We start from the raw sequence: 19,472 nt of genomic DNA on the forward strand, positions 1-19,472 counted from the left end.
ATGGCCCGTGTCGCAACCACCCCCATCACCGCCGCCACCACCGGCGCTGTCTGCACGCCGGTCGCGTTCACCGCGGACGGCATCTCGATCCCGAATGACGGTCGCACGGCGGTCGTTGTCAACAACGGCGCCGTCGCTTCGGTGAACATCACCACGAAGTTCGGGGGCCTCGCCCAGGTCGACGGCGTCGCCCCGGCCAACCGGGTCAAGGCCGTCGCCGCCGCCACCTCCCAGGTGTTCGGCCCGTGGGGCAGCGCGTACGACCAGGGAGGCGCGGACGGCCGCGTCGTCCACCTCGACATCAGTGCGCATGCCTCCGTCACCTACCAGGTGATCCGGGTCAACCCCAGGTAGGGGTCTGTTCGCGCGGGTGGGCGGCTGGTGCTGGAGGGGGCCGGCCGCTCACCCGCGTACCAACCAGAGGAGGGGTGATGTACGCGACCGTGGAAGAGCTGGAGGCCTGGCTCGGCGACACCCCGCCCGCCGGATCCGAGCGCATGCTGGCGCGGGCGAGCAGGTACATGGACAACGTCCTGCTCAAGACGTCCATCTACCCGGTAGACGATGCTGGCACCCCGACCGAGGAAGCACACATCACCGCGATGCGGGACGCCTGCTGCGCAACCGTCGAATGGTGGCAGGCGAACGGGGATGACGGCCTGGGCGCCGGCAGCGAGTACACCTCCGTCACTGCCGGGAGCATCAGCCTGTCCAAACCCAGTCGGACTGACCCGACCGGTGGAGCGGTGGATCCCCGCCGGGCACCGGAGGCGGTCGAGATCCTCGACGGTGCCGGGCTGCTCGGCCACTCCCCCCGGACCTACCAATGCCGCGAATGATTCCCGGCTGGCTGCTCCAGCGTGCAGGCCAGAACGTCACCGTAGAGCCGTTCATCGGGGAAGGTCCCTTCGGCTCCGAGTACGGCGAACAGACCGTCATCCGGGCCCTGGTCGAGCACAAACGGCGCCTCGTCCGAGACGCCGAAGGCTCCGAGGTCATCTCCGAGACGACGCTGCGCATGCAGCTCACCGAAACCTGCCCGGCCGGATCCCGCGTCACCCTCCCCGACGGGCGCACGTCGACGGTGCTCACGTCCGCGCCCATCGACGGCGGCAAACTCCCCGTCCCCTCCCACCTGCAAGTGACGCTCCAGTGAGGAGGTGGCGGGCATGCCTCAGCGGTCCTCACTGAAGCTGAATCTCGGCCAGCTCGACAAGCAGATGCAGGAGAGTGCGGTCCGCGGCTTGCAGAAGGCCATGGAGCACGTGCTCCAGGTGTCCCGTGAGGAGGTGCCGCACGAAGAAGGCACTCTCGAGAGATCCGGCACGGCGAGCGTGGACCCCGCCACGTTGACTGGTGCGGTCTCCTACGACACCCCGTATGCGGTCCGGCAGCATGAGGACCTCACCCTCAAGCACGACGAAGGCCGGAAGGCGAAATACCTGGAAGACCCTTGGGACGCCGAGGCCGGGACCGTGCAGGAGATCGTCGCCGCCGAGATCCGCAGGAGCCTGCGGTGAGCTGGACCACGGATCTCCTCACCGCCTTCGCCGAGCAGCTGCACGCGGAAGGCGTCGGCACCTGGAAGCCCACCGGCACCTACACCAGCGGGGAGACAGCCATCGTGTTCGGCCGCCTCCCCACGACCCCTGACCGGGCCATCGCACTCGCCTGCTACGGCGTCGACCAGGGCGCCGACGACCCGGTGAGCACGGACGGCACCCAAGGCGTCCAGTTGCGTCTGCGCGGCACCACAGACCCGCGCGTCGTCGACGGCATCGCTGACACGGCATTCGACGTGCTGCAGGGCTGGCGGCTCCCGGCCGCCGGAATCCTGCTCTGCACCCGCCGCATCCAAGCCCCGATGGGCTCGGACGGGAACGGCCGCTGGGAGCGCGCCGACTCCTACCACCTGCTCACCCACCGACCGACCCAGCACCGCCCCGGATAGAGGGAGAACCATGGCAACCCGCTCGCTGCTCGCCAAGGACTGGCAGCTCGACGTCAACACCGGGACGTACGACGTGCCGGTGTGGACCCAGGTCAAGGGCATGACCACCATCAAGGAAACGATCGAGTCGACGAAGGAAGACGACTCCGACTTCGACTCCGGCGGCTGGGGATCCGACCAGATCACGCAGCGCAAATGGCGCCTGGAGTGCGAGGGCAAGAGGAAGAGGGACGCTGACAACCTCGTCACCTTCGTGGCCGACCCCGGCCAGCAGGCCATCCTCGACGCCGGAAACCTGGTAGGTGTCGGCTCCAACATCGACATCCGCTACTACCGCAAGGACGGCTCCCCGGACGCGTGGCGTGGTTACGTCACTGTCGAGTACGGGGGCGGCGGCGGCCCGGTGACCGGTCTGGAACCGTTTAACTTCACCCTCGGCGGCCAGGGCGAACGCGCCGCGCTGACCCCGTTCCCTGAGCTCGAAGACGCGTAGAAAGGGCAACCCCTCCATGCCGAAGTTTCCTGAGTTGGACGCCAGCCTGGGCGAGACGCTCGACCTGCCCGTCCCCCTGCCGGCCCGCGGGTCGCGCCCGGCCGGGCAGGTCAAGACCTACTCCGTCCCCGCCCTGGACGCCGAAACTTGGCCGCGCCTCGCCTCCCGGTTCACCGGCCTCAAGGACAAGGCCGCGGCCGCCGAGAGCGACGACGAGGAGGTTGCCGACGACCGCTCCGAGACCGCCCTCTACCGGCAGTCCCTCGGACCCGTGTACGACGAGCTCACCGCGGACGGCGCCACGTGGAAGCAGATCCGCGCGTGCGGGCTGACCGCGCTCACCTGGCACATCCACGGGGATGAGGCCGCGCAGGACGTGTGGGCGCGCGGTGGGCTCCCAAAACCACGATCGACCTCGGAGACGGCCCCGTCGACGGAGACCCCGGCGGAGGCCCCATCGACCCCGACACCGGACTCCGAGAGTGGTACAACCCCGAACCGCAGGGCGCGGGGATCGAGTGGGCGGACCTCTTCTCCCGCTGGAGCCTGATCGAGGCGGACCTGCACCAGACGTACGGGATCGACCTGGAGGAGCCCGGCCTCCTCCGAGCCCGTACCGGCCGGTGGTTGCGGGTGCGCGTCCTCGGCCTCCTCGCCGACCCCAAGACCCGCATCTTCCGGCTGCTCCGCGCCGAGCGGGAACCTGACGCCCCTACCGCCGCGGAGTTCGACGGCTGATCCATGAGAGGGGTGATCCTCCCGTGGCGCTCACCGTCGGCGAGCTCGTCGCCTACGCCCAGGTCGACAAGTCCAACTTCTCGGCCGGGGTGCAGGGCATCGGCTCGGACCTGAACCGGCTCCAGTCGTCCACGTCCAGCTCCATGGCGTCCATGGAGAGCACGGTCACCAAGAGCCTCGCGGAGATCGAGCGCTCGATCGCTGACGGCCTCGACCCGACGGCCGCCATCGCTGATCTGGACCGGCTGGAGCGCGAGCTTGACGCCGGGCTGGACGAGATGTTGGCCGAGGCCGACCGGTTCGCGGCCGAGCTCGACGCGACGATCGACGAGGCGTTCGACCGGCTCGACGACGACGCCCAAGCCAGCGGGAAGCGCGCCGGTGACGAACTCGTCGACGGCCTGCGCGCCGGGGTGCGCGACGCCGAGCGGGTGGCCCGTGACGCTGGCGAGGGCGCTGGTGACTCCTTCGGCGACGGCGTCGAGTCCGAAGGCCAAGGCCGCATGTCCGGCGTCGGCGACACCCTCATGTCCGGGCTGAAGTCCGCCGGCATCGGTCTCGCCCTCGCCGCTGGTGCCGCGATCGGCGCGAGCTTGGTGAAGGGCATCGAGGGCGCCCTGGAAAAGGAATCGCTCCTCGCCAAGCTGTCCGCGCAGATCGGTGCCAGTGAGGCGGAGATGGCGCGGCTCGGCAAAGTCGCTGGCGAGGTCTATTCGCAGGGCTACGGCGAAGGCCTGGGCGATGTGACCGAGGCGCTCAAGTCGGTGATCCAAAATGTGGACGGTGTCCGAGACGCGTCCGACGAGGCGCTGGGCACCCTGTCCAAGCGAGCCCTCGATGCGGCGACCATCCTCGATGGTGACCTCGGGGAAGTCACTGCGGCCGTCTCGCAGATGCTCCGTACCGGGGTCGCGAAGAACGCCGAGGAGGCGTTCGACATCTTGGTGCGCGGCGCGCAGTTGGGCCTGAATAAGTCCGGCGACCTGCTCACCAGCTTCAACGAGTACTCGACCCAGTTCCGCAGCCTCGGCCTGGACGGTAAGGCATCCCTCGGGATGATCTCCCAGCTGCTGCAAGGCGGTGCCCGCGACGCCGATGTGGCGGTCGACGCGCTCAAGGAGTTCGCCCTGGAGGCTGTCCAGGGGAGCGACAAGATCCGTGGCGGACTGAAGAGCCTCGGACTCGACGCGGACGACATGATCGGAAAGCTCGCCAAGGGCGGACCGACCGCCGCCGCCGCGTTCGATCTGATGGTCGACAAGCTTGTCGCCGTCGAGGATCCGGTGAAGCGGAATGCGATCGCCGTCGAGCTCTTCGGGACAAAGGCGGAGGATCTTGGCCAGGCGTTGTTCTCGCTGGACCCGTCGGCGGCGGTCGAGTCGCTCGGCCAGGTCGACGGCGCGGCGAAGAAGGCCGGCGACACTCTGCACGACACGGCCGAGAACCGGCTCACGTCCTTCAAACGCAGCTTGGAGACGAACGTCGTCGACTTCCTCGGCGGGACCGTGCTGCCCGCTGTCGAGCAGTTCGCGGCCGACTTCGATCGCGGCTTCGAACTGACCGGGGCTGCCGAGAAGATCGCCGAATGGCGGGACGAGCTCGGCGAGATCTGGGACTCGATCGTCGCCGACGTCCAGGAATGGGTCACCGCCAATTCGGAGACGATCGAGGAATGGAAGACGAAACTCTCCGAGGGTTTCGAATCCGCGAAGACGACCGTCGATGACACCCTGTCTTTTATAAAAGAATTGTGGGACGAATACGGCGACGATATTATCGAAACCGTTTCTTTCCTGGTCGACACTTTCCTTAATATCTGGAACGGCTTCTGGGGAACCGTTTCCGGTGCAATAAAAGTCGCCAAAGGCATCCTGACCGGTGATTTCGATGAAATAAAAGCGGGACTCACCCAAATATGGAACTCCCTGTGGCAGGCTGTCGAAGATCAGATCACCCGCACCCTCGATCTGGTCAAGAAAATCGCGTCGGAAACCTGGGAGAACCTGAAGAAGGACGCAACCGCAGCCTGGGATCGCCTATCAAAGGCGGTCGGTGATGGCGTAGACGACGCCGTGAAATTCGTCAAGGAACTGCCAACCAAAATCGATGCCGTTTTCGCCAACGCGAAAACCTGGCTCCTGCAAGCTGGAAAAGACCTGCTCATCGGTTTCATTAATGGCGTGAAGGCCATGGCGCAGGAAGTCGTGGATACCGTTTCTGGCATCACGCAGAAAATGGTGGACACGGCGAAACGGGTGATCGACTCCCACTCGCCGTCGAAGGTGTTCGACCAGATCGGCCGTTGGACGATGCAGGGCCTGATCCAGGGCCTCACTGCCGAGGGGGCGAATGTCGAGTCGACCGTGAAGGATCTGGTCGGCAAGATCAAGGAGGCGTTCAAATCCCAGCCCGACGTGGCCGATGGGCTGATTGATTTCGTGAAGGTCGGCAACAAGAGCCTGGAGGCTCTGGCGAAGCAGCGCCAGGAGCTGGTGGAGCAGCTGGCCGCAGCGAAGGAGTACGCGAAGCAGGTTGCTGGCTCTGCGCAGGAGTGGGCGGATATCACGGGCCTGAAGCCGGAGGATATCGGCGGCGCTGGGGATATGGCGTCCGAGCTCCAGGGCAAAGCTCGTGCGATCAACGATTTCGCGAACAACATCCAAACTCTCGCCAAACGCGGCCTGAATAAGAAAATCATTCAGGACATTATTGACGCCGGGGTGGAGAAGGGTGCTTCTTTCGCTGAGATGCTGGTCGGCTCAGATGGTAGCGAGATCAAGGCGCTAAACAAAGCGCAGGCCGCTGTGGATAAGGCGTCAAAGAAGCTGGGCAAGGCGTCGGCGGATGCCATGTATGACGTCGGAAAGAAGAGCGGCGAGGGCTACCTGAAGGGACTGACTGAGTCCCTGAAGGAGCTGGATAAGGAAATGGCGAAAATCGCCAAGGCTCTGATCGCAGCGATCAAGAAGGAATTGAAAATTAAGTCTCCGTCGCAGGTGATGGCGGAGATCGGCCAGTGGACGATGGCGGGCTATATCGAGGGCATCCAGTCCATGGAGAGCTCGACCCTGGCTGCGATGACCGGCCTCGTCGGCAAAGCCGTGTCCGCGACGTCGGATGCGGCGGTCGGCAGTGTGGGCAAGGCGGCGACGTCCACGCTCGGCAAGCAGCAGATCCTCGGCGCCACGTACGGCACTGCGGGCGTGGCGTTCGATGGGCCCCTGTTCGGAGGGCCGCGGGCCGGCGCCCAGGACGCGCCCCCGGCTGGCGGCGTCACCGTCAACGTCGACATGTCCGGCTCCACCATCCGCGATCCCGTTGACGTGACGAAGGTCGTGAAAGGTTTCGGCTACGAGCTCGCCGTCGCCGGCTAACCCCCTACAGCACGACAGAGAGGTGACACCCATGCCCTGGGATCCCCAGTCCGGCCAGACGTTCGGTGAGCACATGAGGGGCGGGCAGCCGCTCGGCAACCGGACGGCGGACGTCATCACCGACGAGCCGACCTACCTCACGAAGGACCAGGTGCAGGAGCGGCGCGGCGAAAACGGGTCCTTCTACAAGGCCACCCGGGATCAGGCCGGCCACATCACCACGCTGGAGACCACGGCTGACGGGCGCGAGCGTAAGCACGTCCGTATCGGCCTCAGATAGGAGGAGACGCCGGTGGCGTTCACCCGATCATTCGCGTTCGTCGACCCGCAGGTGCAGTGGCACAACGCCGCAATCACCCTGGACTACGGCGATACCACGCCCGGCGTCTACATGGGCGCGCTGTGGACCGACACCATCACCCCGCTCCCCTCCCAGGCCACCCCGAAGTATGGGGTGGCGCCCTGGGACAGCGGGGAGGTGGCCGGGGCGGCGCCCGGCTACGACACCGGCGGCCTCCCCCTACCCGTCCTCAGTTTCGCCGAACTGGTCGGCACCCCCGGCAAAGCCGCATGGCTGGTCGACCCGCTGCTGTGGACCGAGGCCACGTTCGAGGCGTCCGGCCTGCTCGCCTACCGGGCGAGCGACGATCTGGCGTTGGTCTTTCACTGGTTCGGGCCGCTCGGCCCCTACGACGCGGCTGACGGCGACTACGAGGTCGTGCCCGACCCGACCGAGGGGTTCTGGCGTCGCTCGTTCCTCGGTCCCACCTGAACGGAGTTTCACGATGACGCTGTACTGGGCCGCCAACGGCCCCATGCCCACCACCGCCGCCTTCTCACCGGTCACCACCGGCACCAGCCTGAAGACGATGTTGCAGATCGCCACCCCCTCCACCCGGGGCATCAAGGTGGTGGAGTGGGGCATCAGCTTCAGCGGGTTCGCGGACGCGGCCCGGATCAAGTGCGAGCTGATCGACACGAACGGCGCCGCCACGGTCACCGCGCATGTCGCGGCCGGGGTGCAGCCGTACAACGACCCCAGCGCCCCCGCGAGCTTGATGACGCTCGGCACCACCGCGACCGGCTACACCTCCTCCGGCGAGGGCAGCATCACCAGCACACGGTACGGCGACGCCCAGCAGGTCTCCCCGGCCGACAAATGGTGGAGGCAGTGGCCGCTCGGCCGGGAGTTCGCCGTCGGCCCGTCACGCTTCCTCCGCGTGCGTGTCCATGCCCCGGCCGCGGTGGATGCGTACACCTACGTCGTGTGGGAGGAGTAGGTGGCCGGCGCCACCAACAGCTTCGAGGGCGGCAGCAACGGGGTCGCGATCAGCACCGGTAACAGCGGCGGATTGTCGGGGACGGCGTTCGACAAAATCAGCCTCGACCCGTTCGCCGACCCTCCTATGGACCCACTGTACTCCACGGCGCGGGCCGCGCACGGCACCGTGTCAGGGCTCCTGAACGGCGGCAAAGGCAACGGCGTCGGCTGGGACTTATCCGGCTCCAACAGCACCCGCTGGGTCCGCGCCTACCTGTACAAGGCGGGCGCCTGGACCGGCGACGTCGAAATCTTCATCGACATGGCAAACGGCTGCTACTTCGCCCTCCGGCCAGGTGCGAGCAACGTGCTGCTACGCCACTACAACAACTCCTCCGAGGCGACCATCGCGACGATCGCGGTCACCCCGGCGTCCGGCCAGTGGATCCGCCTGGAGCTGCAAGCCAACAACGGTGCGGGTGGCGCGGCCGAGGCGAGGTTGTACAACAGCGCCGACAGCCTCACCCCCAGCGGACAGGCGTCCGGGAGCCGAGCCCAGACCGCGTCCGCGTGGTCGTCGACCAACGTGTTTTCCTCCGCGTCCGCGGACGTGTGGGTCGACTCCGTCGGCTGGTCTGACGTCGACTGGCTCGGGTCGGCCGCCCCGGTGGTGCCGCGTCCGCGCTCGTTCATCGTCGGCTCGTCGGTGGCTGTCCACCGCACCGCCAACTGGTAGGAGGCAGCTGTGGCACGGCTCGGCCGCGGGTATCCCGCACGCCCCTACATCACCCGGCGCCGCCCACCCCGCCACGCCTCCGTCGGCCTGGGCGTGCTGGAGAGCGCGGACGAGTTCCCGCAGCTGCTGGTCCGCACCCCGAACGCCTACATAGCGCTGGGCGTGCTGGAGAGCGTGGACGAGTTCCCGGCCCTCTCCCTGCGCTACGACTCCCGCGTCTACCTGCCCGCACTGGAGAGCGCGGACGAGTTCCCGCAGCTGGTCGTGAACACGCCGATCCTGCCCGGAGCGCAGCTCGACGGCGACCCGGGGCAGATCGAAGCGAACGGGTTCGTGCTGGGCCGCGGCACCCGCTACCGGTGGAAGACACTGGCAGGGTGGCGGGACCGGCCCGACGACACCAGCACCAATGTGCCCGAGCCGTCCAGCCACGGCACCCTGCCCGTGCGGCCGCTCCTGACTGAACGCACCATCTTGTGGACCGCGCTGCTGCGCACCCCACGCGCCGAGGTCGAAGACGTCGTCAACGCCCTGGAACAGGCCTTCCCCGTCCTCGAAGACGAGACCGAGACGCCGCTGGTCATCAACGACCTGGGCACCCCATACCTCGTCTACGGCAGGCTGAAGAAATTCAACCTGCCCGTGGATCAGCTGCTGCGCCTGGGCCGCGGGAATCTCGTCTTGCAGTGGGTGTGCTCGGATCTGCGCCGCTACAACCTGCGCCGCACCGGCGTGAACCTCAACATCAACGAGATCACCCCGTTGCCGAACGCCGGCAACGTCAGCACGCACCCGCTGATCCGCATCCCCGGACCCGCAGTCAACCCGTCCCTGTTGAACACCACGCTCGGCCGGCTCATCAGCTTCGCCCTCACGGTGCCTGAGGGGCAGCGGCTGACGATCGACCCGAAACGCAAAGCCGCCTACATCGGCGACACATCAGTGATCGGATCCCGCACCCGATCGTCGGTGCCGATCGGCGACTGGGTACTCGGCCGAGGCCCCAACGACATCCTCTACACCGCGACGTCCGGCGGGTCCACGCCCGCGGTCGGCCTGTACCGCGACGCCTGGGCCTGATCCGAAAAGGGGTGTGTCGTGCCTGCGACGTTTCGTTCTTCCTCCGCCGATGGCCAGGCTGAAAGCTTCCTCGTCGTCGTAGATCGACCGCCAGGGGTGCGCCCCGGTGATGTGCTGTACGCCGCCCACGCCAGCACCCACCCGTTCCCCCCGCTGGAGCGGCCGAACGGGTGGGTGCTGGTCGGCGCCTACACCGGCGACGTGTTCGGCCCGCTCTTCACTCGCCTGTACCGGCGCGTCGTCGGATCATTGGCCAGCGAGCCGGACTACGAGTTCCCGCAGGAGCCGTACTCCGCTGGTGTGGTGGCCATCGCCGCCGCGTACGGCATCAGCGCGAGCATCCCCCCGCGCATCACCTGGACCGGCTCGGCCGATTCCGCGGCCGTGCCCACCCCGGACGTTCCGCCGGCCGCAGGCTCACACCTGGAGATTCGCTTCGGCCTGGCCGCCCTGTCCGGGGCGGTCGACCTGGCGGCCCCGGCCGGGTACACCCCGCGCGGTCAGATCCGGCTGGGCGGCATCATCGCCGCCGCGGTCGCCTCCAAGCAGATCACCTCGTCCGCGCCGTCCGGGACGAAGAACTTCACGGCGTCGCCGTCGGCGGTGGATATCAGCCACGGCATCACGATCAGCCTGCCGTCCGCAGATGTTGAACCGGACCCGGAACCTCAGCCGCCCTACCAGCCGGGCAAAGGCGACGCCCTCTACCAGTACGGCTTCAGCAGGGTGCGTGACCGCTCCTACCTGGGCCACCTCGACCTGGCCAACGTGTCGTTCGAGAAGCGAATTAACCGGGCGGGGCAGATCAACTCCGGCCCGTTCACCGGCCGCGTCACGATCAACTCGGCCGACACGTCGAACCTGGTCAACGCCATCGTTCCCCGCGACCCGCTCGATCTGACGCGTGGACCGGGAGTCGTCTCGTGTGAGATTCTGCGCGACGGTGAGCCGTACGGCGAGTACTGGATCATCGGGGCGACCGTGTCCAAGCAGCGCGGACAGCCGCCGACGCTGGAACTCAGGGGTTTGGAGATTGACGCGTACTGGGCGTTCGTCGAGCTGCAGGAGTCGCTGGGAGAGCTGACGGGTGAGCGGGAGGATCTGGCCCGCCAGCTGTTGGAGCATCTGGCCGCGCAGCCGTACGCGGACCTGGGCTTGGTGCTGCAGGGCGGCTCGACCGGCTCCCCGGTGACCCGCACCTACACCGACGAGGCTCAATCCACCTACGCCAAGCACATCAGCGAGCTCACCGAGGGGGCTGAAGGGTTCGAACATGTGGTGAACATTGTGGCCGGGCCGTCCGGACTGGAGCGGCACTGGGTGCACGGCGCCCCCCTGGGCGACCCGGACGCCGGACACTCCTTCAGCGAGTCGCCGACGGGCGGCGACATCCTCGACTGGTCGTTCGAAATCACCCCGCTCAGGAACGCGACCCGGTGGCGGGCCCGCGGGGAAGCACCGTCGGGGGATGCGTCCACCACCGCCGTACCGCTCGTCTCGACGGTGCACGAATCCACGGCGCACCTGACCGCCGGGCACCTGCGCCTCGATCGCACGGTGGACCGGCCCGGAGTGTTCGACCTGGAGACGCTAGAGGACTACGCGGCCCGGTGGGCAGCCACCTCGTCCGGCGCGGTGCGCATCTGGCAGGTCACGGTCCTGGCCGGTGAGAAGCCGTCGGTGAACCCGAACTGCATGGGTGACGGCATCGGAATCTCGATGATCAACGAGTACTTCCCCAGGGTCGGATCCGGCTCGGGTTACGACGAGCGGCACCGGCTCATCGGGCTGCGCGTCACTCCGGTCGGGCGAGAGAACGGCAAGGACGAGTTCGGGCTGATCCTCGCCGAACCGGAGGAGGTGGCGTAGATGGACGGACTCCCGGCTTCTGGGGTGCAGGACATGCGGGAGCTGCAGCGCGGCCTGGCTCAGGTGCAGCAGACCGCGGCGACCGGCCGGCCTCTCACCGAGGCGTCGAAGGGCTGGATTTTACGGGCGATGGATAGCCCGGATACCGAGCTTGGCCCAGGTGATGTGCATATCTACGCGCGGAGCGGCCGGTTGTGGGTACGGTCGCAGTCCGGTGACATCCCGCTGGTGGAGTTCCAGCAAGGCGACGCCGTGAGCAACCCTTCCTACTCCCTCACCAACGCGACCCCGACCTATGTCCAGGGGCAGGCGCAGACGGTCGTCGCCACGGTCGACGCGCTGTACGACTCGCATGTGGCGCTCCTGGCGTCGCTGCGGGCTGCCGGGATCATCGACATCTGACCGGTGCCGTCCGCGCGTGGGTGATGCGCCCCTAAGGGAGGCGCGCGGACGGCACCCCTTCCCGGTCGATGACACATCCGTCATCGACCCGATCCCGGCTTTGAGCTGGGAAAACATGCCTACCGGCCGTCCCTTGTGACGGATGACAGTTTTTTCCCCAGTGCCTGCTATATAACGTCACGCGCGCGCCTGCATGGTGCTCATGCGGAGCGACGTGTCACATCTGTCATCCGTCACATGGCCCGGCCGCCCTTCTTGATTTCGGAGGACCGTGTGCCCGACATCTTGGCCGTCTGCGTAGCCCTGGCCGTCCTGGCCGGAGGCGCCGCCGTCGTCGTCAAGCTCCTCGCCCTCATCAAGAAGGGCGGCGACATCCTCGACGACTGGCGGGGTGAGCCCGGCCGCCCGGGGGTTCCGGCCCGTCCTGGGGTGATGGCCCGCCTGGAGGCCATAGAGGCGCAGCTGAAGCCGAACGGTGGTCATTCCACGAGGGATGTTGTGAACCGGGTGGAGCAGTCCGTGCGCCGCGTGGAGGACACGCTCGGGGTGGCGCTCGGCGAGCGAAGGGAGGACTGACCATGGCGAGGATGCCGGGGGCTGTCTGGAAGCCCATCACCGTGAACTTCGCCCAGGGACGGCAGGAGGTGCGTGGTGTGGTGCTGCACATCATGGCCGGCACCCTCCCGGGCACCGATGCGTGGTTCAGGAATCCGAAGGCTCAGGCGTCGTCGCACTTCGGCACCGGCCGCGGCGGGCAGCTCGTCCAGTGGGTCGATACGAAGGACAAGGCGTGGACGCAGGGCACGGGCAACCGGTCCTGGGTCAGCATCGAGAATGAGGGCAAGGGCGGCGACGAGCTCACGCCCCAGCAGCTGGAGCGGTGCGCGCAGGTGCTCGCCTGGGCCCACACCGAGCACGGCGTGCCGCTCCAGGTCACCTCGGACCCGGATGGGCGGGGCCTGGGCCACCACTCGATGGGTGGCCGAGCGTGGGGCGGGCACAGCATGTGCCCCGGTGCGGCGATCATCTTGCAGAAGCCTGAGATCGTCCGCAGGGCACGGATCATCGCCGGGCAGGATTCCGGGCCGGTGCCATGGCCGGGACGTCTCCTGCGCTACCAGACGGGCGTGCCGCTCATGCATGGCCAGGATGTGCGCACCTGGCAGGCCGCAGTGACCCGGGCCGGATTCCCGGTGAAGCTCGACGGCTACTTCGGCAGCCGCACCCGGACTGCCACCCGCGCATTTCAGCGCCGCGAGCGCCTGGTGGACGACGGGATCGTCGGCCCGGCCACCTGGCGAGCAGGCGTCCAGCAGTAACCCCTTATCCGTGGCCGCCGTCCTGGCAGCCCTGACCTCTCCGGAGGCATGCATCATGCAGATCTCGAAGTACTGGAAGAGCGTCCTGGCCACGGTCGGCGCTACCGTCGTCGCGGCCGAGGCCGTCGTCAGCGATGGCGTGGTGACCGACAACGAGTGGGTGAACCTCGGCATCGCGGCGCTCACCGCGGTGGGTGTGTTCCTGGTGCCGAACCGGGAGGCGAAGGAGAACGGTCACCCGGGCGCGCACGCGGGCCGGGACCTGCACGGCCTGTAAACCCAGTTCACGAAACGCCCCTGCTCGCCTCCTCCGGGAGGTGGGCGGGGGCGCTTTTCGTCATTCCCCGGCCTGCTCCGGGGGCTTCACGAACGTTCCGATCCCTTGCACGGAATAGGCCACGCCCTCTTGCCGAAGGCGGGTCAGAACCTTCTGCGCGGTGTTCGGCGCGACGTCGAACTCTGCGACCAGCTCGTGTTGGGAGGGGAGCTGGGTGTCCGGCGGATAGGTGCCGTCGGCTATCCGCTGCTTGAGAACCTCGGCCATCTGCAGCCATTTCGGCGCGTTCGGCCGCCACTCGATCATCACGTCTACACCGTAAGCACGCATGCTGACCTGCGGATACGCATGCATAACCAAGGAACTGCACGGTAGAGCATGGTTAACCATGGGTAGGTGGATTACTGTGGTGCATGAGGGTCGCTTAAAGTGACGGCCCCGGCAGGCGCTGTAACGCCGTACCGGGGCCTTGATCAGGAATGAGGTCCTGACCCATGCGCCAGACTACGGCCACCGGCACCACCCCGTCAGTACCGCTGACGGCCGACGAAGCCGCCGCGCTCGCCCAAGTGATCGCCCGCGCGTTCCCGCCCTGGCGCATCTGGTGGGCCGCCAACACCTGGTACGCAACCGGGCCATGCCGCCTTCCCGAATGCGTCTGCTCCCGAACCCTGCACGCGCCGTCCCCGTCCGGCCTGTGTGAACAGCTGGTCGCGGTCGAGGAGGCCGGGCGGAAAGCGCGCTCGTCATGACAGACGGGCCCCGCCCCAGCATCTGCAGTAGCTGCGGCTGGCCCATCGACCGCAGATGGAACATGTACGTCGGCTGGTACTGGGGGGCCGACGTGCGCGAGGAAGCCCTGTGGCTGCCCTCGCCCGCTTGCCCCAACCGGCGAGGAATCCTCGGCTACGGCCAGCACTCCCCATGAACTCCTCGCGGGCGGTGGCGCAACCAGGGCCGCCCGCGGGGGTTGAACGCGGTCGAGCGGCGTCTCAGGGACGGGACGCTGCTGAACAGCTGACCGTGAACGATGGCCCCGATTCTGGGAAGGGTCGGGGCCATCACTATGTCTGGTCTCTCGTACGGCTGCGCGTGGGGGGTGCCACAAAAAAAGTTGATCTTGCCGCCACGGGTGCCACCCCAGGCGCCACGAAGGGGTGCCACACACCGTGGCACCCCTTCTGACCTGTAACCCCCTCACGCGTGGCACCCCCTCCCCTCCGCGAGGGTGCCACGCCTGCTACACCTCGGGTCGCTTCTCCATGAGGTACCGCTGCGCGTCGTCGTCATAGCCGAGCACCCCGGCCTCAACGAGCTTGCGCAGGTTCTTCTGCGCCCACGCCCGCGACATGTCCGTGCTCTCCCACAGCGGCCTCAGATCCCGTGTGGCGAAGTCCCGCGCCCCGCCCTCCCACAGCCCCTGAAGATGGGCCAGGAGGGCCGCTCCGCGCTCCGCAGCCGTCATCTCCACCGCAGGCGGCGCGAACTCCCACGGCGGATCCCCCTCCGGCAGGTCCGGAATCTCATCGTCGAGCCCGGCCGTGATCTCCGGGTCCGGGTCGTCGACGGTCTGGTATTCGGCGGCCACGTCCTCCACCACCTCCCTCTCCTCCTGGTCGTCAGTCTCGAGGTGCTCCACCACCGCCAGCCGGGACAGCTCGGCCGTCCCCTCGTCCACCTGCTTCGCCGAGGCCGGCCACTGGGCGGCGTGCGCGCGCATCGCCTCGTTCGCCCGCTCGTCGTCGAACTGCCCCTTCGCGTCGATGCCCCAGGCGTAGGTGCGTTGCGGCATCGCGATCCGCGCCTCGGAGATGCTGGGTGCGTCGAGGTAGGCCATGCCGGGCTGCTTGTTCGACCAGATCTCCGGGCGGGCGCCCGCGTCCTGCTGCGACTCCGACAACCCGAACGCGGCATCAGCGCCGGATTCGACACCGAAGCACAGCTTGGCCAGCTGGCCCCGGGCGAGGGTCGGCATCTGCGTGTAGTCCGAGCGCTGCAGGCTCAGGACCACCGTGCCGCCCGCGGACCGAATGGCCTTGAGCAGGCTGAGGAAGGCGTCCATCTCCTTGTCGGTCAGCAGGTCGAGGATGTCGGGGCACTCCTCCAGCCACAACACCCAGTAGGTGAGGCCGCACCCCTCCTTCCACTTCTGCAGGCCCATGGCGGCGAGCTGGTCGGTGCGCTCCTTGACCTTCGCCTGCATCTCCCGGATCAGCGCCTTGGCCCCGGCCTTGGTCGTCTCGAACCGGTGCAGCGCCTCCTTCAGAGGGCCGAGGGTCTGCTCGCCCTTCGTGACGTCGATGGCGAACACCGCGGCGTCGTGCCGGGTGACGATCTCGGCGATGTAGTTCCACGCTCCGCCGATGCTCTTGCCGGATCCGGTCTGCCCCATGATCTGCACGTGGTGGCCGACGATGATGTGCGCCACCTCGTCCAGGTCCTGCCACAGGCCGGTACGCAGCGGCTGCGCGATCGACGCCCCGGGCCGGGATGGTCCCGGCCACGGAATCGGGCGCTTCATGACCCGCGGATCCGAGATGGTGATGTGCGCCTTCGACGCGTCATCGGGGTCGATCGAGGCGGTGATGGAGCCGGGCGGCAGGCCGATGCCGGATTCGATGTAGGGCACCTTGCGCTGCAGATCCTCAGCGGTCTGCTTGCCCGCTTCGAGCTGGACGGCGCCCTCCACCTTGTGCTCGCTCGCCGCCGTGGTCCTGGCCTCGATCGCCAGGCCCGCCCGCTCCGCACCTGCTCCGAACAGCGCGCTGAGCGGGTCGGCGGCGACCGCGGCGACGTCGACACCCTTCAACCGGATGATCGTCCTGATGTTCCACGTCAGGGCGAGGGTGAAGCCACCGATGAGCATCAGCCGGCCAGTGACGACGGTGGCCGGTCCGTTGATCGTGGCCGCGGTCACCCACAGCCCGGCGAGCAGGGTCGTCAACGTGGTGTGGGTGCGCCCCCACACGCCGCGGGCGTGCGACTGGCCGTAGGTGACTCCGGTGAGCACGAGGACAGCGACGGCGAGGAGGAACACGGTCCAGGCGATCACGTTCGGGTCGTCGCTGTCGAGGATGACGTGGAACGCCGATCCGACGCCGAAGGTGAGCATGCCGACGACCCACGGCCCGCCCAGGACGACGAGCTTCGACACCTCCTTCGCCGCGACCTTCGCCATCGACGACTCATGCTCGATCGGGGCGAGCTCCTTCGTGCTCGCACGCCCGGCCATCAGACGTCATCCCAACGGAACTCTGAGCGCTTCTCCGGTTTGGCCTGCGGCAGCACGTCGACGAACTCCTTGCGGAACTGGGCGTGGAACTTCACCAGCTCCACCCCGGCACCCTTCTGCAACTCTGCGGCGCGCTGCAGGCGGCGAACCACGCGGCGAGCCCGGAGCCGCACGTCGGGGGCGCCCAGGAGGGCGAGGACCGGGTTGCCCTTGAAGCTGCGGATGAGGACCGCGTACAGCTCGTCAGCACCCAGGTTGAATTCCTCGCCCAGGTCGCGGGCGAGCGCGCGGCCGACCTTCGCGTAGTCGGTGATCGCGCGGGGCCCTTCCCACGGGATGTTGGACAGCTCAGGGATCCGGGACCGGCCCGGACGGTCCGTGCTCACAGCTCGTCCTCCTGGCCGTCGATGACGTCGCCCTCGTGGACGTGGTGTTTGCCGGTGCGGTACGCGTCGCCGACTACCTGGGCGACATCGGCGATGTTGTAGCGGAGGGGGCGGGTGCCGGCGACTGCGGCGAGCAGGTCGTCGACGGCGGTGAGGAACAGGCGGGCGACGGCGCGGATCCCGGCCCACACGCTGGGCTCGGGGCGGCTCATGCCGTGTCTCCCTTCAGGGCGTCACGGACGGCGCTGGCGGGGCCGGTGCCGCATCCGAGCGCCTGCCGGATCCGGGTGGCGCTGGGCTGCTCCGGGAGCTCTCCAGCCGCGATCAGAGCTCGTGCGCGGGCAGTGAGAGCGTCGACGTTTGCCCTGTACGATCCGCCAGTAGCCCCCCTACCGGTAGGGCTGCCGTGGTCGAGGTTGGAGAACGCGGCGAGGATGATCGGCAGTGCGGTGACGATGGCGACCGTGACGATCGGTCCGAGCATGTGGAGCATCAGCTGGGACATGCTGAACTCGGCGGCGATCCCGGGCAGGTAGGGCCAGGCGTTCATGCCGAGCGTCAGGGCGAGGAACAGCCACTCAATGCGTTGCAGCGTCGTCGATTCGATGGGCTGCCCGGCAGCACCGGCGTAGGCGCGGGCGCCGACGACGACCATCAAGGCGAGCGACAGGAACGGCTCGACAAGCCACGCGATGATCCATGCGGGCGTCCAGGGGGCGGCGTCGTCGGCGGCGAACTTCTGGACGCCGACGGTGGACCAGGCGATCGCCAGGGCGAGGGCGACCATGGCGCCGGTGACGAGGAGGCGCCGCATCCGAGCGGCCTGCCAGGCGCGCATGGTGGGGTCCTGGGCGAGCTGGTGGAGGCGCGCAGCTTCTCCGGCCTTCTTCCTCTGCTTGCGCACCTTGACGGTGTCCAACAGCAAGGGCGTGTCGTCCTCCTGCAGCTGCGCGAGGAGGTGGGCTTCGGCGACTTCGGCGCGCAGCTGGCGGACCCTCTTCGTCTCGCCGAGAGTGGTGTCGACGGCGGAGGGGGCCGGGGTGGTGTTGGCGAGGAGTTCGAGTTCGGCGAGGCCGCGGGCGACGTCGTCGGGCTCGGGGGTTGGGGTGGTGAGGCTCATCGGGCGCTCACCACCTGGTGGGCGTCACAGGCGGGGGTTGGCGCAGGTACGGGCGTACCCGTAGGGTTCTGCATGGCGAGGACTCCAAGGAGAAGTTGGTGTCTGAGCTGGTAGAAAGCCCCGTTCGGTTGGCGCCGAGCGGGGCCTTCTGCGTTATGGGGGTTGTCAATGGGGGGCGGGCCGGAGGTGAGCAGGTGGATCTGCGGCCGACCCGCCCCGTGCCGTCATTGAATCACAGCTGCTTCACTCTGCTTCATAGTTGTTCTGGGTCAACTGTGGTTGTGGCTGCGTGAGGACCCTGCACCATGATCTTCTACGATCCGGTTCATGATCGAATGGCAGCCTGGGGTGTACCGGTGGAGGCAGATCGCCGACGACCTCACCCGCCGCATCGACGCCGGCGACATCCCACCCGGCGGCTTGCTGTCCGAGAACGGGCTGATGCAGGAATACGGGGTCGCCCGCGCCACCGTCCGGCGCGCTCTCAGCGAACTCCGAAACCGGAAATTGATCTTCACGCGGCAGTATCTCGGCTCATTCGTCGGCCAGGACCCAGAGGGCGACAACGCCTGATTTTGCTGTGTTAATTATTTGCGGCACTGTCCGCACATGTTCGCGCTGACCTGGCTACTCTGGGCTTTCCACACTGTCACGTCCCGCGTAATTGCGCTTTACCGGGATTTCACCGCTGTGACAGGAGGTGGCGGTGCGGACACCGCGCCACTTTTTATCCTGACAAATCAGCAAATTTCGTGATATTCACTTCGGAACGCGTCGGTATACCCGCAGGAAAGGGGACACCGATGGCCGCTTCTCCCCCGTTCGTACGATCCGCACCACCTGGAAACCAGCACGACATCGACGTGCAACATCATGGAAACCGCTGGTTCCTATGGTCCGGGAATGCGGCTCACACCACACGAGCAGGAACGCCTGCTCATCCACGTCGCCGCCGGTGTCGCCCGCGACCGCAGGTCACGGGGCCTCCGGCTCAACCACCCCGAGGCCACCGCGATCATCGCGTCCTTCCTCATGGAGGGCGCCAGAGACGGGCGCACCGTCGCCGAGCTGATGGACGCGGGCCGCAAGGTGCTCTCCCGCGACGACGTCATGGAGGGGGTGCCCGAGATGCTGTCGTCGGTCCAGATCGAGGCCACCTTCCCCGACGGCACCAAACTCGTCACCGTCCACCACCCGATCCCGTGAGCCCCGGCCGATCTCATGAGAGCCCACG

27 protein-coding genes are annotated in these 19,472 nt (G+C 67.7%); 22 read left to right on the forward strand and 5 right to left on the reverse strand.

Annotated features, from left to right (window positions below; translation table 11 throughout):
- The 18 genes from AB0B90_RS04000 (at window position 1) to AB0B90_RS04085 (ending at window position 13,500) form a co-directional block, all read left to right on the forward strand.
- Window positions 1-354 (forward strand): hypothetical protein, encoded by a 354-nt coding sequence (locus tag AB0B90_RS04000; protein WP_362920701.1) that lies wholly within the window; start codon window positions 1-3, stop codon window positions 352-354.
- A 77-nt stretch (window positions 355-431) separates the two neighbouring features.
- Entirely contained in the window at window positions 432-839 is a 408-nt protein-coding gene (locus AB0B90_RS04005; RefSeq protein WP_362920703.1) for a hypothetical protein, read from the forward strand.
- Window positions 827-1,156: a hypothetical protein gene (locus AB0B90_RS04010; protein WP_362920705.1), complete on the forward strand. Its 330-nt coding sequence runs from the start codon at window positions 827-829 to the stop codon at window positions 1,154-1,156. Before AB0B90_RS04005 ends, AB0B90_RS04010 begins: the two co-directional genes overlap by 13 nt.
- A 13-nt stretch (window positions 1,157-1,169) precedes the next feature.
- Window positions 1,170-1,520, forward strand: coding sequence for a hypothetical protein (locus tag AB0B90_RS04015; RefSeq protein ID WP_362920707.1), 351 nt, complete (start codon window positions 1,170-1,172; stop codon window positions 1,518-1,520).
- Window positions 1,517-1,951, forward strand: coding sequence for a minor capsid protein (locus tag AB0B90_RS04020; RefSeq protein ID WP_362920709.1), 435 nt, complete (start codon window positions 1,517-1,519; stop codon window positions 1,949-1,951). Before AB0B90_RS04015 ends, AB0B90_RS04020 begins: the two co-directional genes overlap by 4 nt.
- Before the next feature lie 10 nt (window positions 1,952-1,961).
- Window positions 1,962-2,444, forward strand: a complete 483-nt coding sequence (locus AB0B90_RS04025; protein ID WP_362920711.1) for a hypothetical protein — start codon at window positions 1,962-1,964, stop codon at window positions 2,442-2,444.
- Window positions 2,445-2,822: 378 nt separating this feature from the next.
- The gene (locus tag AB0B90_RS04030; RefSeq protein ID WP_362920713.1) at window positions 2,823-3,182 is read left to right on the forward strand and encodes a hypothetical protein; all 360 of its coding nucleotides are present in this window, start codon (window positions 2,823-2,825) and stop codon (window positions 3,180-3,182) included.
- Window positions 3,183-3,205: 23 nt separating this feature from the next.
- The gene (locus AB0B90_RS04035) at window positions 3,206-6,556 is read left to right on the forward strand and encodes a phage tail tape measure protein (RefSeq protein ID WP_362920715.1); all 3,351 of its coding nucleotides are present in this window, start codon (window positions 3,206-3,208) and stop codon (window positions 6,554-6,556) included.
- Between the two features lie 31 nt (window positions 6,557-6,587).
- A complete protein-coding gene (locus tag AB0B90_RS04040) occupies window positions 6,588-6,836 on the forward strand; it encodes a hypothetical protein (RefSeq protein ID WP_362920717.1) in 249 nt (82 codons plus the stop codon).
- A 12-nt stretch (window positions 6,837-6,848) separates the two neighbouring features.
- Entirely contained in the window at window positions 6,849-7,328 is a 480-nt protein-coding gene (locus tag AB0B90_RS04045) for a hypothetical protein (RefSeq protein ID WP_362920718.1), read from the forward strand.
- A gap of 13 nt (window positions 7,329-7,341) precedes the next feature.
- Window positions 7,342-7,836 (forward strand): hypothetical protein, encoded by a 495-nt coding sequence (locus tag AB0B90_RS04050; protein ID WP_362920720.1) that lies wholly within the window; start codon window positions 7,342-7,344, stop codon window positions 7,834-7,836.
- Window positions 7,837-8,553: a hypothetical protein gene (locus AB0B90_RS04055; protein WP_362920722.1), complete on the forward strand. Its 717-nt coding sequence runs from the start codon at window positions 7,837-7,839 to the stop codon at window positions 8,551-8,553. It begins immediately after the preceding gene.
- A 9-nt stretch (window positions 8,554-8,562) separates the two neighbouring features.
- Complete coding sequence (locus tag AB0B90_RS04060) at window positions 8,563-9,633, forward strand: hypothetical protein (protein WP_362920724.1); 1,071 nt, start codon at window positions 8,563-8,565, stop codon at window positions 9,631-9,633.
- Window positions 9,634-9,729: 96 nt separating this feature from the next.
- Complete coding sequence (locus tag AB0B90_RS04065; protein ID WP_362920726.1) at window positions 9,730-11,502, forward strand: hypothetical protein; 1,773 nt, start codon at window positions 9,730-9,732, stop codon at window positions 11,500-11,502.
- 33 nt (window positions 11,503-11,535) lie between these two features.
- The gene (locus AB0B90_RS04070; protein WP_362920728.1) at window positions 11,536-11,904 is read left to right on the forward strand and encodes a hypothetical protein; all 369 of its coding nucleotides are present in this window, start codon (window positions 11,536-11,538) and stop codon (window positions 11,902-11,904) included.
- Window positions 11,905-12,177: 273 nt separating this feature from the next.
- On the forward strand, window positions 12,178-12,480 hold the full coding sequence (locus tag AB0B90_RS04075) for a hypothetical protein (protein WP_362920730.1): 303 nt from the start codon (window positions 12,178-12,180) through the stop codon (window positions 12,478-12,480).
- Between the two features lie 2 nt (window positions 12,481-12,482).
- Window positions 12,483-13,223: an N-acetylmuramoyl-L-alanine amidase gene (locus tag AB0B90_RS04080; protein ID WP_362920732.1), complete on the forward strand. Its 741-nt coding sequence runs from the start codon at window positions 12,483-12,485 to the stop codon at window positions 13,221-13,223.
- A gap of 55 nt (window positions 13,224-13,278) precedes the next feature.
- Window positions 13,279-13,500: a hypothetical protein gene (locus AB0B90_RS04085; protein ID WP_362920734.1), complete on the forward strand. Its 222-nt coding sequence runs from the start codon at window positions 13,279-13,281 to the stop codon at window positions 13,498-13,500.
- Window positions 13,501-13,560: 60 nt separating this feature from the next.
- On the opposite strand, the gene AB0B90_RS04090 is transcribed toward AB0B90_RS04085, so the two are convergent.
- The gene (locus AB0B90_RS04090; RefSeq protein ID WP_362920874.1) at window positions 13,561-13,806 is read right to left on the reverse strand and encodes a winged helix-turn-helix domain-containing protein; all 246 of its coding nucleotides are present in this window, start codon (window positions 13,804-13,806) and stop codon (window positions 13,561-13,563) included.
- Between the two features lie 188 nt (window positions 13,807-13,994).
- Between AB0B90_RS04090 and AB0B90_RS04095 the strand changes: the two genes are divergently transcribed.
- Together AB0B90_RS04095 and AB0B90_RS04100 are read left to right on the forward strand one after the other, a co-directional pair.
- The gene (locus tag AB0B90_RS04095) at window positions 13,995-14,252 is read left to right on the forward strand and encodes a hypothetical protein (protein ID WP_362920736.1); all 258 of its coding nucleotides are present in this window, start codon (window positions 13,995-13,997) and stop codon (window positions 14,250-14,252) included.
- The gene (locus AB0B90_RS04100) at window positions 14,249-14,428 is read left to right on the forward strand and encodes a hypothetical protein (protein ID WP_362920738.1); all 180 of its coding nucleotides are present in this window, start codon (window positions 14,249-14,251) and stop codon (window positions 14,426-14,428) included. Before AB0B90_RS04095 ends, AB0B90_RS04100 begins: the two co-directional genes overlap by 4 nt.
- Before the next feature lie 312 nt (window positions 14,429-14,740).
- Here the strand turns inward: AB0B90_RS04100 and AB0B90_RS04105 are convergent, their stop codons facing one another.
- Genes AB0B90_RS04105 through AB0B90_RS04120 form a run of 4 tightly spaced genes read right to left on the reverse strand, consistent with a single transcriptional unit; the run spans window position 14,741 to window position 18,238 of the window.
- On the reverse strand, window positions 14,741-16,732 hold the full coding sequence (locus AB0B90_RS04105) for a hypothetical protein (protein ID WP_362920740.1): 1,992 nt from the start codon (window positions 16,730-16,732) through the stop codon (window positions 14,741-14,743).
- A complete protein-coding gene (locus AB0B90_RS04110; RefSeq protein ID WP_362920742.1) occupies window positions 16,732-17,118 on the reverse strand; it encodes a hypothetical protein in 387 nt (128 codons plus the stop codon). The genes AB0B90_RS04105 and AB0B90_RS04110 overlap by 1 nt, the downstream gene beginning before the upstream one ends.
- Window positions 17,115-17,330 carry a hypothetical protein gene (locus AB0B90_RS04115; protein WP_362920744.1) on the reverse strand — a complete coding sequence of 72 codons (216 nt, stop codon included), beginning with the start codon at window positions 17,328-17,330 and terminating at the stop codon, window positions 17,115-17,117. Before AB0B90_RS04115 ends, AB0B90_RS04110 begins: the two co-directional genes overlap by 4 nt.
- Window positions 17,327-18,238: a hypothetical protein gene (locus AB0B90_RS04120; RefSeq protein WP_362920746.1), complete on the reverse strand. Its 912-nt coding sequence runs from the start codon at window positions 18,236-18,238 to the stop codon at window positions 17,327-17,329. The genes AB0B90_RS04115 and AB0B90_RS04120 overlap by 4 nt, the downstream gene beginning before the upstream one ends.
- Before the next feature lie 327 nt (window positions 18,239-18,565).
- Between AB0B90_RS04120 and AB0B90_RS04125 the strand changes: the two genes are divergently transcribed.
- Both AB0B90_RS04125 and AB0B90_RS04130 read left to right on the forward strand, forming a co-directional pair.
- Window positions 18,566-18,811, forward strand: coding sequence for a winged helix-turn-helix domain-containing protein (locus tag AB0B90_RS04125; RefSeq protein ID WP_362920748.1), 246 nt, complete (start codon window positions 18,566-18,568; stop codon window positions 18,809-18,811).
- A 330-nt stretch (window positions 18,812-19,141) separates the two neighbouring features.
- On the forward strand, window positions 19,142-19,444 hold the full coding sequence (locus AB0B90_RS04130) for an urease subunit gamma (protein ID WP_350944544.1): 303 nt from the start codon (window positions 19,142-19,144) through the stop codon (window positions 19,442-19,444).
- Window positions 19,445-19,472: the final 28 nt, after the last annotated feature.

The organism is Streptosporangium sp. NPDC049078, from assembly GCF_040648855.1.
Classification (GTDB): Bacteria; Actinomycetota; Actinomycetes; order Streptosporangiales; family Streptosporangiaceae; genus Streptosporangium.